At 61.2% G+C, this 16,663-nt stretch carries 16 protein-coding genes; all 16 read right to left on the minus strand.

Translation table 11 applies throughout. The features are described from left to right. Positions 1–144 precede the first annotated feature (144 nt). Positions 145–1,746 carry an apolipoprotein N-acyltransferase gene (gene lnt / locus BJ928_RS05330; protein ID WP_047628309.1) on the minus strand — a complete coding sequence of 534 codons (1,602 nt, stop codon included), beginning with the start codon at positions 1,744–1,746 and terminating at the stop codon, positions 145–147. 79 nt (positions 1,747–1,825) lie between these two features. Next, complete coding sequence (locus BJ928_RS05335; RefSeq protein WP_047628310.1) at positions 1,826–2,998, minus strand: hemolysin family protein; 1,173 nt, start codon at positions 2,996–2,998, stop codon at positions 1,826–1,828. Positions 2,999–3,023: 25 nt separating this feature from the next. Continuing rightward, complete coding sequence (gene ybeY, locus BJ928_RS05340; RefSeq protein ID WP_047628313.1) at positions 3,024–3,530, minus strand: rRNA maturation RNase YbeY; 507 nt, start codon at positions 3,528–3,530, stop codon at positions 3,024–3,026. Between the two features lie 18 nt (positions 3,531–3,548). Next, positions 3,549–4,601 carry a PhoH family protein gene (locus BJ928_RS05345; protein WP_047628315.1) on the minus strand — a complete coding sequence of 351 codons (1,053 nt, stop codon included), beginning with the start codon at positions 4,599–4,601 and terminating at the stop codon, positions 3,549–3,551. Between the two features lie 18 nt (positions 4,602–4,619). Further along, the gene (miaB, locus tag BJ928_RS05350) at positions 4,620–6,044 is read right to left on the minus strand and encodes a tRNA (N6-isopentenyl adenosine(37)-C2)-methylthiotransferase MiaB (RefSeq protein WP_047628317.1); all 1,425 of its coding nucleotides are present in this window, start codon (positions 6,042–6,044) and stop codon (positions 4,620–4,622) included. A gap of 61 nt (positions 6,045–6,105) precedes the next feature. Further along, positions 6,106–6,903 carry a lysophospholipid acyltransferase family protein gene (locus BJ928_RS05355; protein WP_047628319.1) on the minus strand — a complete coding sequence of 266 codons (798 nt, stop codon included), beginning with the start codon at positions 6,901–6,903 and terminating at the stop codon, positions 6,106–6,108. 30 nt (positions 6,904–6,933) lie between these two features. Beyond that, positions 6,934–7,362, minus strand: a complete 429-nt coding sequence (locus tag BJ928_RS05360; protein WP_047628321.1) for a Fur family transcriptional regulator — start codon at positions 7,360–7,362, stop codon at positions 6,934–6,936. Positions 7,363–7,401: 39 nt separating this feature from the next. Next, the gene (locus BJ928_RS05365; protein ID WP_047628322.1) at positions 7,402–7,896 is read right to left on the minus strand and encodes an N-acetyltransferase; all 495 of its coding nucleotides are present in this window, start codon (positions 7,894–7,896) and stop codon (positions 7,402–7,404) included. A gap of 2 nt (positions 7,897–7,898) precedes the next feature. After that, on the minus strand, positions 7,899–8,555 hold the full coding sequence (gene tsaB, locus BJ928_RS05370) for a tRNA (adenosine(37)-N6)-threonylcarbamoyltransferase complex dimerization subunit type 1 TsaB (protein WP_047628323.1): 657 nt from the start codon (positions 8,553–8,555) through the stop codon (positions 7,899–7,901). 24 nt (positions 8,556–8,579) lie between these two features. Continuing rightward, the gene (locus BJ928_RS05375; RefSeq protein ID WP_047628820.1) at positions 8,580–9,146 is read right to left on the minus strand and encodes a NifU family protein; all 567 of its coding nucleotides are present in this window, start codon (positions 9,144–9,146) and stop codon (positions 8,580–8,582) included. Between the two features lie 117 nt (positions 9,147–9,263). Beyond that, a complete protein-coding gene (locus tag BJ928_RS05380; RefSeq protein WP_047628324.1) occupies positions 9,264–9,755 on the minus strand; it encodes a universal stress protein in 492 nt (163 codons plus the stop codon). Positions 9,756–9,829: 74 nt separating this feature from the next. Then, entirely contained in the window at positions 9,830–10,894 is a 1,065-nt protein-coding gene (trpS, locus tag BJ928_RS05385) for a tryptophan--tRNA ligase (RefSeq protein WP_047628325.1), read from the minus strand. Between the two features lie 111 nt (positions 10,895–11,005). Then, positions 11,006–11,398 carry a VOC family protein gene (locus BJ928_RS05390; RefSeq protein ID WP_047628326.1) on the minus strand — a complete coding sequence of 131 codons (393 nt, stop codon included), beginning with the start codon at positions 11,396–11,398 and terminating at the stop codon, positions 11,006–11,008. A 273-nt stretch (positions 11,399–11,671) separates the two neighbouring features. Further along, entirely contained in the window at positions 11,672–13,273 is a 1,602-nt protein-coding gene (gene murJ, locus BJ928_RS05395; protein ID WP_047628327.1) for a murein biosynthesis integral membrane protein MurJ, read from the minus strand. Then, the gene (locus BJ928_RS05400; protein ID WP_047628329.1) at positions 13,270–16,185 is read right to left on the minus strand and encodes a [protein-PII] uridylyltransferase; all 2,916 of its coding nucleotides are present in this window, start codon (positions 16,183–16,185) and stop codon (positions 13,270–13,272) included. The genes murJ and BJ928_RS05400 overlap by 4 nt, the downstream gene beginning before the upstream one ends. Before the next feature lie 159 nt (positions 16,186–16,344). Further along, positions 16,345–16,641 carry a hypothetical protein gene (locus BJ928_RS05405; protein WP_245432227.1) on the minus strand — a complete coding sequence of 99 codons (297 nt, stop codon included), beginning with the start codon at positions 16,639–16,641 and terminating at the stop codon, positions 16,345–16,347. Positions 16,642–16,663 lie beyond the last annotated feature (22 nt).

The raw sequence follows: 16,663 nt of genomic DNA on the forward strand, positions 1-16,663 counted from the left end.
CCCTAACATAGGTTGAATTCAGGACCTGCCACCCGGTACCCTTCACCACCCCTATAACGCCACGTTGCAGCCGACGCCCCCAAGGCCTCCAGTCTACGTTCGAAAGGCGGACATCTAGCACTATGCAATTTTAGGGTTTTTTGGTCAATTCACCCTGAAAATAAAACCCATGCGCGAAATCAGAGCAATCATGCCGACCACTCCGATGATCAACCAAAAGTATGTTTTCCTGGCTTTATCGTCGATGCGCGACACGGTTGCGCCACCCAGGGTAGTGTCAATAAAGCCCTGTTGGTTATAGTCGATACCGGAAAGTACCCGTCCATGCGGATCAACAAATGCTGAAATGCCCGTGTTGGCGCTTCGAATCAGTGGCAACCCCTGCTCCACCGCCCTCACTCTTGCCTGCAGGAAATGCTGATATGGGCCGGGCGTGTCGCCGAACCAACCGTCATTCGTGACATTGAGGATGGCGTTGGCCTGGCGGATTTCCGATGCCATCTCGTTCGGGAAGATGATCTCGTAGCAGATCAGCGGATAGAATTTGACGCCATCGGGCATGGTCAGCAATTGCCGTTTTGTGGCCGCGGAAAAGCCGCCGGGCAGTTCCACGACATTCTCGATGCCGAGATAGCTCAAAATATGCTCGAAGGGCACATACTCGCCGAAGGGGACGAGATGGGTCTTGTCGGATGCACCGACGATCTGACCGCGGCCGTCGATGACATAGATCGAATTATAATAGCGCGGCTCGACGCCCGGTCCCATGTCCTCGACGCGGACGGCGCCGGTAATCAGGATCTGATCGTCATCGAGCTGATCGGCGATGCGGGCGAGCGCATCGCGATTATCGGTCAGAATAAAGGGCACGGCCGTCTCCGGCCAGACGATGATATCGGGCCGCTTGCCGCCATTTGCCGGCGGCTGGACCGAAAGCGCCAGATGCTTGTCGAAGATGGCGGCGCGATCGGCGGCGGTATCCATCTTGGTTTCCTGGTCGATGGAGGGCTGGACGATGCGCACCACAGGCGCGGTCTTAGCGTCTGTGAGTGGCGCGTCCGGCTGGCTCAGCGCATAATAGCCATAGCCGAAATGGGCGGCGGCAATGAGGACGGCAAGGCCGATCCCCGGCACCCGGCCCTGGCGGGTGCCAAGCAGCGCGGGCGATGCGAAGACGAAGACCGCCAGCGCCGTGACACCGAGCATGCCGACCACATGCGCCGACTGCATCATCAGCGGTGTCGGCATGGCGCCATAGCCGATGGCATTCCAGGGAAAGCCGGTGAAAAGGAAGCTGCGCAGCCATTCCAGCAGGCCAAAACTGAAGGCAAGTGCTGCAACACGCCCCATGCCGTCGGACCACAGGATGCGGGCAAGCATGGTCGCCACGCCATAGAAGATGGCCAGAAAGGCCGGCAGACCGAGGATTGCGAGCGGCAATGCCCAGGCGAATTCATCGGCATCGATCAGCAGCGCATGACCGAGCCACCAGAGGCCGGCGACAAAATAGCCGAAGCCGAAGAGCCAGCCGGTGAAGAAGGCTGGCCACAAGCGCCCGAGAAAGCCGCTATCCGGACCGGCGGCGACGCCATCCAGCAGCCAGACGAGCAGCGTAAACGAGACGAACATCGCCGCGAAGAAGCCGAAGGGCGGCAGTGCCAGCACGCCGATAGCCCCGGCAAGGATCGCAAGCAACGCACGTTTGAAACCCCAGACGAGGATCACCCTGCCCGAAAGCCATTCCATGCGCCAGCTCCGTCCAATCGCGAATCAACTGGCGGCAGTCTTTCAAAAAAGCAGCGGTTTGTCCCGCCGTAGCGCCCGATTAATGGCTGGTCGCGTTGCGTTCTGCCGATGTTTCCTCAGCGATCGCTTCCGGCGCAGGCAGGTCGCGCTCCGACGCCCCCGCCTCGCCTTCCAGCTTGACGGTCGGCCGGCGACGAACGGCATGGCGCTTGCGCGTGATGCGCACCCGCTTGATGCGACGCGGATCGGCATCGAGAATATGGAACTCGAAACCTGGCAGCGCCTGCACCACCTCGCCACGTACCGGAATGCGGCCTAGCGCGGAGAAGATGAGGCCGCCAAGCGTATCCACTTCGTCCACCTGCTCGGCGATGTCGAAATCCGGGCCGATCGCGGCGGCGATCTCCTCCAGCTCGACACGGGCATCGGCAACAAAGACGTCTTCGGAGACGCGCTTGAACATCACTTCTTCGTCATCGTGCTCGTCGTCGATGTCGCCGACGACCATTTCGACGATGTCCTCGTGCGAAGCGAGACCATCCGTGCCGCCGTACTCGTCGATCACAAGCGCCATCTGCGTGCGGTTGACCTGCATACGACGCAGGAGATCGGAGGCCAGCATCGACGGCGGGACGAACAGGATCTTGCGGATGATGCCGGCCTCGACCAGCGTCTTCTGCAGATCGACGCGCGAAAGATCAAAATTCGGCTTCGCCGAGCGTGTCGGCTTTTCCGTGACAGACGCTGCCGTTGTGGCGGCGGCCGTCTTCGTGCTGCTGCCACGGCGCTTGTTGCGCGCCTGCTTGGCCACATAGGAGAGCAGGTCGCGAATATGCACCATGCCGCGCGGATCATCCAGCGTATCGGCATAGACCGGCATGCGCGAGCGGCCGCTTTCCTCGAACAGGATCATCAGTTCGCCGATGGTGATGTTCTGGTCCACAGCCTCGATATCGGCGCGCGGCACCATGACATCCTCGACGCGCACCTCGCGGAAGCGCAGGATATTGTGCAGCATCGCCCGCTCGTCGGCGGAGAAGGCATCGTCACCGGCCGCGTTGGTCATCAACGCGTCGGCAAGATCCTCGCGCAGCCGGGCGGAGTCCTGTGCCGGGCGCAATATGCGCGCAGCGCGTGCCCAGAATGAAGATTGGGATCGCTTGCCGTTGCTACTACTGCCTACCTCGTCGGAGGAGGCCGCATCGGCGCTGTCTTTGGCCTCGGGGGCCGTTCGTGTCGTAAAGTCGCTCATTGTTCCTGGTCAGACAGGGTTCAAATCAAATGGGGTCTTGTCCCGCATAGGGATCAGATAGGCCAAGACTAGCCAAAATGCGAGTCTCCAGCCCCTCCATTCTTTCGGCTTCGCTATTATTCATATGGTCGTAGCCGAAGAGATGCAAGAAACCATGCACCATCAAATGGGTCAAATGCTCGTCAAAACTCTTTTCGAGATCGACGGCTTCGCGCTCCACCGTTTCCCTGGCGATGATGATATCGCCAAGCATCGGGCCGGGCTTGCCGCCGGGTTCCAGCGGAAAGGCCGGGAAGGACAACACGTTCGTCGCCTTGTCCTGCGAGCGCCATTCCGCGTTGATTTCGCGGATCGAGGCATCGTCGGTGAAGACCAGTGACAATTCGGGCGCCATTTTCGGAAATGGCTGCTTCTCGTGTTTCTTGAGATAGGCCGCGGCCTCGCCAAGCACCCGCTCGGCAAGCGCCTGCAATTCCTCTTCGGAGGGCCAATCGCCCTCCTCCACGCTGACTTGTATATCGAGTTCTGCCATGAGTGTTCGCGCCGCAGATCAGATCTGCGGATCGCTTTCCTCTGCCTTTGCGGCATAGGTGGAATCGTAGGCCCGGACGATGCGCGCCACCAGCGGATGGCGGACGACGTCCGTATCCTTGAAGCGGACAATGGTGATGCCTTCGACGCCGTGCAGCAGATCGAGCGCCTCCACCAGGCCCGACTTGACGCCGCGCGGCAGGTCGATCTGGCTCGGATCGCCCGTTACGATCATCCGCGAGTTTTCGCCGAGACGGGTCAGGAACATCTTCATCTGCATCGATGTCGTGTTCTGCGCCTCGTCGAGGATGACAGCGGCATTGGAAAGCGTGCGGCCACGCATGAAGGCAAGCGGCGCGATTTCGATGACACCTGCGGTGATGGCGCGTTCGACCTTGTCGCCGGGCATCATGTCGTAAAGCGCGTCATAGAGCGGGCGCAGATAGGGATCGACCTTTTCCTTCATATCGCCGGGCAGGAAGCCGAGGCGTTCGCCGGCTTCTACGGCCGGGCGCGACAGGATGATCTTTTCCACCGCACCGCGCTCCAGGAGCTGGGCAGCGTGCGCGACGGCGAGATAGGTCTTGCCGGTACCGGCAGGGCCGACGCCGAGAACAAGCTCGGAGCGCTCCAGCGCCCGCATATAGGCATCCTGCGTCGGCGTGCGCGCAATGATCGTTTTCTTGCGCGTCGAAATCTGCGCCATCGTCAACTTGGCTTTTCTCTCCATGGTCGGCAGCGTCAATTGGTCGTCGGCGGCAACCGCCATGCGGATTGCCCCTTCCACGTCGGAACGCTCCACATTGCCGCCCTTTTGCAGCTTGTCATAGAGGTAATCGAGCGTGCGGCGCGCCTGGTTGGTGGCCAGCACATCGCCAGTAATGACGACGGAATTGCCTCGGGCGCGAGCATCGATGCCGAGACGTTCCTCGAGCAGCTTCAAATTCTGGTCGAACTGCCCGAAAAGCTCGCTGGCGAACCGATTATTCTCGAACGTCAGGGTGAAGTGATTGGCGTCGCTCGCGGTGCGGGGCTGGCGCGATGAAGAAGAAACCAATTCCTGTCCGTTCAAGCGGTGCGGCTCCTTTGGCTAGGCCGGAACCTGGAGCAACTCAGCAAAAAGGCTGTTGGTGCTCGTTCCGGTGATTCGTACGTTAATAATGTCACCGATTTGCGATGCTTTTGCATCAACATTCACAGATTGCAGCCAGGGAGAGCGTCCAATCAACTGGCCCGGCATCCGGCCCGGCTTTTCCAGAAGGATATCCACTGTTTTGCCCACACAAGCCTCGGCAAACGCATGCTGCTGCCTCAGCAGCAATGCCTGCAATCGCTCCAGCCGCTCGGTCTTGACCTCTTCGGGCACCTGATCCTTCAGCTCCGCTCCGGGCGTGCCCGGCCGCGTCGAGTATTTGAACGAGAAGGCCTGTGCATAATTCACCTCCTCGATCAGCTTGAGTGTATCCTCAAAATCCTGGTCTGTCTCCCCCGGGAAGCCGACGATGAAATCGCCCGAAAGGGCGATATCGGGGCGAGCCGTGCGGATCTTCTCGATCAGCGTGAGGTATTCCGCAGCCGTATGCCGGCGGTTCATCGCCTTCAGAATTCTGTCCGAACCGGCCTGCACGGGTAGGTGCAGATAGGGCATCAGCGTGCGCAGGTCGCGATGTGCACCGATCAGCCGGTCGTCCATATCGCGCGGGTGGCTGGTGGTGTAGCGCAAGCGCGCCAGGCCGGGAATCTCCGCCAGGCGATAGAGGAGGTCGCCGAAGCTCCATGCCTCGCCCGTCGGGCCGAGGCCATGCCAGGCGTTGACGTTCTGGCCGAGCAGCGTGATTTCGCGCACGCCGCCATCCACAAGCTTCTCGGCTTCCTCGACGATCTGGGAGACCGGACGGGAAACTTCGGAGCCGCGCGTATAGGGCACCACGCAGAAGGTACAGAACTTGTCGCAGCCTTCCTGCACCGTCAGAAAGGCGGTGACGCCGCGGGCGCGGATCTTCGTCTTTTCGGCGATCGGCAGATGCTCGAACTTGTCCTCGATCGCATATTCGGTGTCGACGACGCGCTGGCCTTCCTTGGCGCGGCGAAGCGCATCCGGCAGGCGATGATAGGTCTGCGGGCCGATGACCACATCGACGGCGGGCGCGCGGCGCAAGATTTCCTCGCCCTCGGCCTGCGCGACGCAGCCGGTGACGCCGATCATCATCTCGCGACCGTCGGCTGCCTTGCGCTTCTTCATCTCGCGCAGACGGCCGAGTGCGGAATAGACCTTTTCGGCAGCCTTCTCGCGGATATGACAGGTATTCAGCAGGACGAGATCGGCCTCTTCCATGTCCTCGGTCGGCTCATAGCCGTCACGGGAAAGCGCATCGCTCATCCGCGTGGAATCGTAGACGTTCATCTGACAGCCGTAGGTCTTGATGAAGACCTTGCGGCTGTTGGAGCCATCGCGGGGGCCGAGCTGCGAAGCGTCGGTCGCCGGGGCGTCGAGGGTTAGGCTGTCCTTGGTCATGGGCCGCTATGTAGTGGCTTTTGCCTTCGGAGAAAATGGAAAAGTTGGAATCACCTGGAAATCAGGCGATCTCGCGTCCCAGCAGGCGGCTGGCAAGCATATTGCGGATACGCCGCGCGATGGTGGCGCTCACTTCCTTGCGGTTGCTGCCGGCCCGATAATCGACCGCTTCGCCGAAGCAGACGTCGACATCTATGGCTCCGCACTGGAAGATGCCCTTCAGGTGCGGCACGAGCTCGATATCGCCGGGCCATGCCGTCAGCGGGCGGTAATAGCGGCCCATCGGCGTTCCATGGACGCGGGTATAGGCGACCGCGACCGGCTGCACATGCACGACGCCATCCGGCGCCTTGGGCAGGGCGGCTGCGGCGGCCCCGAACAGCGAGGATTTGACTTCGAGCAGCCGATTACCGTCCGAAGTCGTCCCCTCGGGAAACAGCACCATGATTTCGCCATCGGCCATGCGGTCGGCGATCTCGTTCACCTGCTCGCCGGTCTTGCGCTTCTGCTCGCGCTCGACGAAGACACTCTTCTGCCATTGTGCGAACTGACCGAAGATCGGCCAGTCCCGCACTTCCGACTTGGCGATGAAAGAGACATCAGCTACCGCTGACAGGACGAGAATGTCGAGCCAGGACGAATGGTTGGACGCCAGCATCAACGGCCGGCTCGTCTCCATCTTGCCGACGACGTGGATGCGCACGCCAAGCCAATAACAGACGATGCGATGCCAATAGCGTGGCAGATAGCGTCTGAGCTTCCAGTCGAAGCGCAGGCAAACGATCTGCATTGGCAGCATCACGGCGCTGACGACGCAAATGACCACGAGGGCACAGCCGATGCGCAGCCTCGTCATCAAATCATTCGCTCCTGCATGAAAGCCTTCACGTCAAGCTTCGTCCTTCTTCAGCGGGATGCCGTAAAGCTCCAGCCGGTGGTCGACGAGTTTGAATCCGTGTTCGCGGGCGATGCGCTCCTGCAGCGCCTCGATTTCCGGCGAATGAAATTCGATCACCTGGCCACTCTTGAGATCGATCAGGTGATCGTGGTGCTCTTCCGGCACGGTCTCGTAGCGGGAGCGTCCATCGCGAAAATCGTGGCGGGCTAGAAGGCCGGCATCCTCGAACAGTTTTACCGTGCGATAGACCGTGGAAATCGAGATCTTCGCATCCACTTCTACGGAACGGCGATAGAGCTCCTCGACATCAGGATGATCCCCGGAGCTCTCGATGATGCGCGCAATGACCCGGCGCTGGTCCGTCATGCGCATACCGCGCTCGGCGCAAAGCTCCTCCAGGGATTTTACGGCATCTTCCATCAATCGTTGTCTTCGGTCTGTTTGGACTGTGACAACGGACTAGCGAAGAACGCGGCGCATGACAAGCGCCGTCGACTTCTGGCCGTTTTCGCCGACATAATAGGCCTTGCGCTCGCCGACCGTCTCGAAACCGAGCTTGCGGTAAAGGCCGAGCGCCGGCTGATTGCCGCCATCGACCTCCAGAAACATGGTTTCGCCGCCGCGATTGCGGGCCTCGCGAAGGGCCGCGTGCATCAGCCGCCAGCCGAGGCCGGAACGTCCGAGCTTGGCATTGACGGCGATCGTCAGGATTTCGCCCTCGCCTGCCACATGCCGCGCCAGCACGAAGCCCGGAAGCGCTTTTTTCAGGATGGCGTTGGTCTGGCGCGCGACGAAGCCGAAAGTCGTGTCCTGGCCGAGGAGGCCTTGAAATTCACTCTCGTCCCAGACCCGCGGGAACCGCTCGCCATGCAGGAGCGCCACCTCGGCGCAATCCTTGAGTTCCATCGGGACGATTTCGTATTCGGCTTTCAGAGTCAGATAGGATTCGAGCATGTCTATTGCCTGGCAACTGCGTATCCGGCCTGCGGTCTGGCATCGGGTCCGCGAAGATAAAGCGGCTTCGGCTTTTCGCCGGCAGGTTTGCCGACGCCCAGCCGGGCGACGATGGCAATCGGAAATGCGTCTGGCCGCTCCGCCGGCGGCGCGTCGCTCAACCGGGCGACAGCCGTTCCGGTGACGATGCCGTCGAAGGCGCTAGCAATTGCCCGCGCTTCGTCGATCGTCACGGCCCGAGCCTCGTCCAGCGGGTTGCCATCGGCGTCGAAGCTCTGGAGATAGATCTCCTCGCGCTTGGCATCGATGGCAGCCAGAACCGACTTGCCCGGATTCTGCGCTCTGGCAGTCGCAGCCATGACCTCGAGGGTCGTGACGCCGACTGCAGGAACATTGAGGGAAAGTGCAAAACCGCGCGCGGCTGCGACGCCGATGCGGATGCCGGTGAAGGAACCGGGGCCGACGGTCACCACGACGCGCTCGATTGCCGAAAGCGTCGTACCGGCTTTCGCCAGCGCCTCGTCGACAACGTGCATCAGATGCTCCGCATGCCCCCGTCCGATCGTTTCCGTGACCTCCCCCATCACAGAATCACTGCCGCTATCATACACAGCAGCAGCGCAATCCACACCTGCCGTGTCGAGCGCCAGTACGATCATGTCAACTTTTCCGAAAAGCCGGGATTAGACGGCTTCGACTTCCTGAACTTCGGGGACGAAATGGCGCAGCAGGTTCTGCACGCCATGCTTCAGCGTTGCCGTCGAAGACGGGCAACCGGCACACGAGCCCTTCATGTTCAGGTAGACCTTGCCGTCACGGAAGCCGCGGAAGGTGATGTCGCCGCCATCCTGGGCAACGGCCGGGCGCACGCGTGTATCAAGCAGTTCCTTGATGGTCAGCACGATCGCCTCGTCGCCCTCATCGAAGAACTCGCCGCCGGCATCCTGCACTTCGGACAGCACAGACGTCGAACCCATGACCGGCTTGCCGGACATGAAGTGCTCCATGATCGAGCCGAGAATGGCGGGCTTCAGATGCTGCCATTCCTGATTTTCCTTGGAGACGGAAATGAAATCGTAGCCGAAATAGACGCCGGTCACGCCGGGGATCTCGAAAAGACGGGCGGCCAGCGGCGAAGCCTCGGCCTCATCGGCGCTGCGGAATTCGGCCGTGCCGTTTTCCATCACCACCTTGCCCGGCAGGAACTTGAGGGTCGCGGGATTCGGCGTCGCTTCGGTCTGAATGAACATCTTGATCTCCATGCGGCGGGCAGACGCCCGGTCCCGACTTTAGAATATTTCAAAAGAAGATAGGCCTTTTGGCCATTCTATTCAAGAGAGTCTTTCTCAAGAAATGGCATATGCCGGTCAGCTCAACGCGTCGATTTCCTCGTTGCTCAGCGTATCCGGAAGCACCGTCACCGGGATCGGAAAAGCTGCGGCGCGGCCGGCGATCGACGAGACCAGCGGGCCCGGCCCTTCCTTGGCGGAACCCGCGGCCAGAACGAGCAGCGCGATATCGCGGTCCTCTTCGATCACAGCATTGATCTGCTCGGCGGCCGATCCCTCACGAATGACGATCTCCGCATCGATGCCGACGTTTTCGCGGATGCTTTGAGCCGCTTTCGCCGTCACCGCCTCGGCCTCCTCACGCGCTTCCGCCCGCATGATCTCCTCGACGCCAAGCCATTGCTGGAAATCGCCCTCGGGGATCACGTAGAGCAGCACGAGGCCGCCATTGGAATTCTTGGCGCGCCGGCCGGCATAGTGGACGGCGCGCTGGCATTCAGGTGTGCCGTCGATGATCGCCATGAACTTGCGGCGATGGCCTTCGAGCCGTGAGAGTCGTGTTGAAACCATGCGGCGACTCTGACACCCGAAAACGGCGTTTTGCAAGCCCCCGTTTTCAGGCGGGAGCCTGCATTACGACATCATCAATAGAGAAAGCCGATAATGTCGCGGACCTGCTTCATGGTAACATCGGCACGAGCGCGGGCGCGGGCGCTGCCATCGCGCAAGACCGCGTCAATATGGCCGGGATCGGCCATCAGGCGGCGCATTTCCGTCGTGATCGGCGAGAGCACATGCACGGCGAGATCGACCAGTGCCGGCTTGAACACCGAGAACTGCTGGCCGCCGAATTCGGAGAGAACGTCGGCCTTCGACTTGTCGGCAAGGGCCGCATAGATGCCGACCAGATTGTCGGCTTCCGGGCGGCCAGCGAGACCGGCGATTTCGCTCGGCAAGCCATCAGGATCGGTCTTCGCCTTGCGGATTTTCTTCGAAATGTTTTCCTCATCGTCGAGCAGGTTGATGCGCGACAGGTCGGAAGCGTCTGACTTCGACATCTTCTTCGTGCCATCACGCAGCGACATGACGCGCGGCGCAGGACCATCGATCAGCGGCTCGACCATCGGGAAATAGGCATGGACCGGCTCGTCGCCGACGGTGATGTCGATGCCGTAGCCGGTGCGGCGGATATGCTCCATGTAGTCCAGATTGAACTTCATGGCGATATCGCGGGTCAGCTCCAGATGCTGCTTCTGGTCGTCGCCGACAGGAACATGGGTGGCGCGGTAGAGCAGAATGTCAGCGGCCATCAGGCTCGGATAGGCGTAGAGGCCGAGCGAGGCCTGCTCACGGTCCTTGCCGGCCTTATCCTTGAACTGCGTCATGCGGTTCATCCAGCCGATGCGGGCGACGCAGTTGAAGATCCAGGCAAGCTCGGCGTGTCCCGGCACGGCCGACTGATTGAAGACGATATGCTTTTCCGGATCGATGCCGGCGGCAAGGAAGGCCGCGGTGATCGAGCGCGTCTGGTTCGGCATGTCCTCATGCACGAGCTGCGCCGTCAGCGCATGCATGTCGACGACGCAGTAGATGCAGTCGTTGTTGGCCTGCAGGGCCACGAACTTGCGGATCGCGCCGAGATAGTTACCGAGGTGGAGATTGCCGGTTGGCTGAACGCCGGAGAATACGAGCGGCTTGAATTCGGTCATGTCGTCCTCAAAAGGCTTGTGGAGGGCCTGGGCGAGCGGCGCTCGACCCTTGGTTTCGGGCGGCTTATGCACGTGGGATCGGCAGGGATCAAGAGTATATGTGCTGGAGTCTCAGGAAGAATGCTGGATGAGGTCCCAGGTGTTGCCATAGGGATCGGCAAAGACCGCCACCATGCCATAGGCTTCGTGGCGTGGCTCCTCGCGAAACTGCACGCCCTTGGCAAGCATCGCAGCATGATCCCGAGCGAAATCATCGGTCTTGAGGAAGAAGCCGACGCGGCCGCCGGTCTGGTTGCCGATCGCTGCACGCTGGCTGTCGCTGGCGGCTTGGGCGAGCAATAGCGCTGCCCCTTCCGCGCCTTTCGGCGTGACAACGACCCAGCGCTTGCCCTCCGGCTGCACTTCGTCCTGCAGGCACTCGAAGCCGAGGGCATCGCAGTAGAAGGCTTTGGCACGATCGTAGTCGTCGACGACGAGGGCTACGAGGAAGAGGGATTGGGACATGCGGGCTCCGGGATCAAATTAGCTACAAGTCTGTGGGGAGTGCACACCCCCCTCTGTCCCTTTCGGGACATCTCCCCCACACGGGGGGAGATCGGTAACGCGCGGCAACTTCTCGCACCAAACAAACATCGCATCTGCCTATGCCTGAATTCGTCGCTTTAGCGGAGAGCGCGGCAAACTCCCAATAATCTCCCCCCGTGTGGGGGAGATGTCCCGAAAGGGACAGAGGGGGGTATCAGAGGCTCGGCATACGCCAAGGTGGACTTGCCCTCCTTACTCCCCGTTCACCGCCTTCGCATCCGACGCAGTCGCAGCCCGCTTGCGCTTCAAATTGCGGCGTACCATGCCCAAATCCACGCCGCCGATCAGGAAGGCGACAATGAAATAAACCGCCATCGCAATCAATATGAGCAGGCCCAGGACGCCGGTCTTGGTGAGCAGCGTCGAGCCGGACCCCAGAAGCGGCTCCCACCGATCAGACAAATATACGATAACGCCGCCCATGACGGCGCAGGAGACGAGCAGCATGGCGGTGCGGCGCGCCAGCGACCATTCCCAGACGAGATGCCCGCGGCGATAGAGCGTAACGAAGAGCTGTACGGCGTTCAGCCATCCGGCAACCGCCTCGGCGACCGCGATGCCGCGTTCGGCCAGCACCGGGAAAAGCAGAATGGACAGCGCCGAATTGACGGCGACGGCGACCGCCGTGTAGCGCATCGGCGATTTAGTGTCTTCGCGGGCATAAAAGCCGGGCTGCAGTGCCTTGATCAGCACGAAAGCCGGCAGGCCAAGGCCGAAGATGGCGAGAATGGAGCCGACCAGCTTTGTATTTTCCGAGTTAAAGGCGCCGCGCTCGTAAAGCACGCGGATGATATCGTCGGAGAGAAGCCAGAGGGCAACAGCGGCCGGCAAGGTCAGGAACAGCACGAATTCGATCGAGCGGTTCTGGATATTGGCGGCCTCCTTGATATGGCCCGACTTCAGCGAACGGGCCAGTTCGGGCAGAAGCACGATTCCGACGGCGACGCCAACGACGCCGAGCGGTAGCTGGTAGATGCGGTCTGCATATTGCAGGGCGGCGATCGCGCCCTCCTTGCCAGAAGCGATCGCCTGGCCGATCACCAGATTGATCTGGGTGACGCCGCCGGTGATGGCCGCGGGGATCGCAAGAAGCAGGAGCCGCTTGACATTGGGCGTGAAGCGCGGAAAGCGCAGACCGATATTGATGCCGGCATGGCGCACGCCGATATAGACGACGGCCAGTTGCAGCACGCCCGCCACCAGTACCGACCAGGACAGGTACCAGGCGGTGGTCAGCGGATCGGCGCCGAAATAGATCGCGTAGAACAGCGCGCTGATCATCACCAGGTTCAGGAAGATCGGAGCCACGGCCGCGGCGAAGAAATGATGCAGCGAATTCAGCATGCCGCTCATCATCGCCGTCAGCGACATCGACATGAGATAGGGGAACATTACGGCCGCTAACCGGACCGTCAGGTCGAATTTCTCGGCATCGTCGGCAAAACCAGGCGCGATGACCCAACGCACCAGGAGCGGCATGGACAGTTCCATGACGATGGTGATCAGCAGCAGGACCGAGAAGAGAACGCCGAACACTTCCTCCGAGAAGCGCTTGGCGCCTTCGATGCCGTGTGCCTCGATCTCCTTGGCAAAGAGCGGCACGAAGGCGGCGTTGAAGGCGCCTTCGGCGAACAGGCGGCGGAAGAGGTTCGGAAAGCGGAAGGCGGCGTAAAAGACGTCGGCCATCGGCCCGGTGCCGAGGGCGGCTGCCATCAGCGTTTCGCGGGCAAAACCGAAGATGCGGCTGCCAAGCGTCGCTCCACCGACGGTGATGAATTTCTTGACTAGGCTCATGCGGCGGAACCGGCCTTCTTCTCAGTGTCTGACTTTTCGACGGCAACGCCGCGCGTGGCGGCGGGCGCGATGATGCCCGACGGCATGCGCTCGCGCATTTCGTCCTCCTCACCCGCCATAACCGCTTTCAGGCGCGCGGTGATATAGGCGCGCCTGTTTTCGTTGGAAATCTTCTGCCCGACAAGATCGGCGACGTAGAAGGTGTCGATAACCTTTTCGCCGAAGGTGGTGATGCGCGCCGACTGGATATCGAGCGACAGGTCCGAAAGAACGGCCGTGATTTCCGACAGCAGGCCGGGACGGTCGAGGCATTCGACCTCGATGACCGTGAACTTGTTCGACAGGCTGTTGGTGATGATGACAGACGGCGGAATGACGAAGGCCTTGTTCTTGCGGCGGTTTTTCGTGCGGGTCGCGATAACCTCCGGCAGGCGCTTGCGGCCCGCCAGCACATCCTCGATCATCTTGCCGATGGTGCCGGCGCGGCGCAGTTCATCGGCATCGTCGGCGAATTCGCGGCTGACATGGATGGTGTCGAGCGCGCGTCCGTCTGACGTCGTGAAGATCTGCGCGTCGGCAATATTGGCGCCCGCAGCTGCGCAGGCGCCGGCAATCACCGTCAGCAGGCGCGGATGGTCGGGCGAGAGAACGGTGATCTCCGTAATGGCATGGAAGCTGTCGGTGCGCACCATGGTCGCAAGCACCTTGCCCGCCTTGTCCGATTGCCGCATGAACTGCGTGTGGCGGATCTGATCTTCCAGCGGCACGGACAGCAGATAGGGCTGGTAATGCAGCTTGACGTAGGCCTTGCGGTCCTTGGCGCTCCAATCCGAAAGCGCCTGTTCCAGCGCTTCGGCAGCCGCTTCGGCGCGCTCCTTGCGGGACACTTCGGAGAAACCGCCCGCCAATAGCAGCTCGGTTTCGTAATAGAGGGTGCGCAGCAGCTGACCCTTCCAGCCGTTCCAGACGCCCGGACCGACGGCGCGGATATCGCAGACAGTCAGAATCAGCAGCATCTTCAGCCGGTCGAGCGACTGCACCCGGTCGGCAAAATCGATGATGGTCTTGCGGTCGGTCAGGTCGCGCGTCTGGGCGACCATCGACATGGTCAGGTGTTCCGCGATCAGCCAGACCACAAGCTCCGTCTGCTTCGGCGAAAGGCCGAAGCGCGGGCAGAGCTTGCGCGCGACCGCGGCGCCGGCTTCCGAATGATCCTCCTCGCGGCCCTTGGCGATGTCGTGCAGCAGCACGGCGACATAGAGCGCGTCGCGATCCTCGATCCCGGGCATCAGCTTGTTGGTAAGCGGATGGATATCCTCGGCCTTGCCCTTGTCGATCTCCGACAGCACCTCGACGGCGCGGATCAGATGCTCATCCACCGTATAGTGGTGATACATGTTGAACTGCATCATCGAGACGATCTTGCCGAATTCCGGGATGAAGCGGCCGAGCACGCCGGCCTCGTTCATGCGGCGCAGGATCAGCGCGGGGTCGCGCTTCGAGGTGAGGATTGCCAAGAAGAGACGGTTTGCCTCTTCATTCTCGCGCAGATCGTTGTCGATCAGGTTCAGCGAGCGGGTGACGCGCTTCAGCGCATCCGGATGGAATTCCAGGCCGTTGATGTCGGCGACGAAGAACAGCCTGATGAGGCTGACCGGATCGCGCTTGAAGACATCGGGATTGGCCAGCGCGATGCGGCCGCGATCCTCAACGAATTCGACCGTGCCGGCGATCTTGCGCGAGCGGTTGGCGAAACGGCTGATGACGCCGCTAAGCCCCGGGGTTGCCTTGGCCTGCTGATCCTCGAGCGCAGCACAGAGGATGCGGGTCAAATCGCCGACATCCTTGGCGACGAGAAAGTAGTGCTTCATGAAGCGCTCGACGGCCGAAAGGCCGGGGCGGGCGTTATAGCCGAGGGCTGCGGCGATATCCCGCTGGATGTCGAAGGAAAGCCGCTCCTCCGCCTTGCCCGTCAGGAAGTGCATGTGGCAGCGCACGGCCCAGAGGAAATCCTCCGCCTTCTCGAAGAGGCGGTATTCCTGTTTCGAGAGGACACCGAGCTTCACCAGTTCGGCTGGATCGCGGACGTGGTAGTAATATTTCGAAATCCAGAACAGCGTGTGCAGGTCGCGCAGGCCGCCCTTGCCTTCCTTGACGTTCGGCTCGACCAGATAGCGGGTATCGCCCGCCTTGCGGTGGCGTTCGTCGCGCTCGGCGAGCTTGGCGGCGATGAATTCCGGGCCGGTATTGGTGACGATTTCCTTGTCGAAACGTGCCTGCAGCTCGCGCTCAAGCGGAGCGTTGCCACAGATATAGCGGGTTTCGAGTACGGCGGTGCGCACCGTCATGTCTGATTTAGCCTGACGGATGCACTCCTCGACCGTGCGTGTCGCATGGCCGACCTTGAAGCCCATGTCCCACAGCATATAGAGAATGAACTCGACGGCCTTGTGCGTCTCGCTTTCGGGCTTCGGCTGGAAGAGAAAGAGCAAGTCGATATCCGAGCCCGGCGCCAGCGTATCGCGACCGTAACCACCGACGGCGGTGACGGAGAAAGCGCCCGCCTGTTTCGGATAGACGTGACGGACGGTAAAATCGTAGAGGACGGTGATGATCTGGTCCTGCAGCCAGGAAATCCGGTGCGCGCAATCGAGCCCGCTACCGTCAGCCGCCAGCGCCCGCCGTGCCTCTTCACGTCCCTCCAGGCTCGCCTTCTTCAAAAGCGCCAGCAGAAGGGAACGCTCCTCGTTCTTGTCCAGACCGCGCTTGGCGAGCGCCTCGCACTCCGCTCTCAGCGCGGAGACATCAAGAATGGCCGAATAATCGATGTGATGCGTTTCCATGCTCTGCCGATCGGCTTTCTCTTCGCTGACCGCGGCCCGTTGCCGGCGCGCCTGTCTTCTCGTCTGCATGCGCTATAGCCTCTTTGCCCGGCGATTGACACAGGCATTCTACGCCCAGGTGCCTTGAAGCCGGCTCGAGCAGACTGTATCGAATCGACGATCCCTCAAGATTTCTACCGGGCCAAAGTTGACGAAGCGTGACGGCAATCCGCGCAGAAGCCGGCAGTTTTAGGGCCTTGCCAGGTCAAGCGACCGCCTGAGCTCATTCAAACTATATAATATATTCCGCGACTGGGCGCCGATCTGCGTCACCATTTCGCGTTCGCATTCCCAATAACCGGCCTTGGCGATCTTCGAACAGATGTCGGAAATACGGCTACAGGACAAAGCGATGTCGAGGAGGCCACGATCGGATTCGCAATCCGGGGCTTCGCCCTCGCCGCAGATCTTGCCGCGCGCGGCGATCGGAGAGAAGCGCTCGCCCAGAATGCGGACTTCGGCGAGCAGAACTTCGAGATGCATCATATTGTCCTTGGAATATCGCCTG

Source organism: Rhizobium sp. WW_1 (assembly GCF_003610155.1).
GTDB lineage: Bacteria > Pseudomonadota > Alphaproteobacteria > Rhizobiales > Rhizobiaceae > Rhizobium > Rhizobium tropici_A.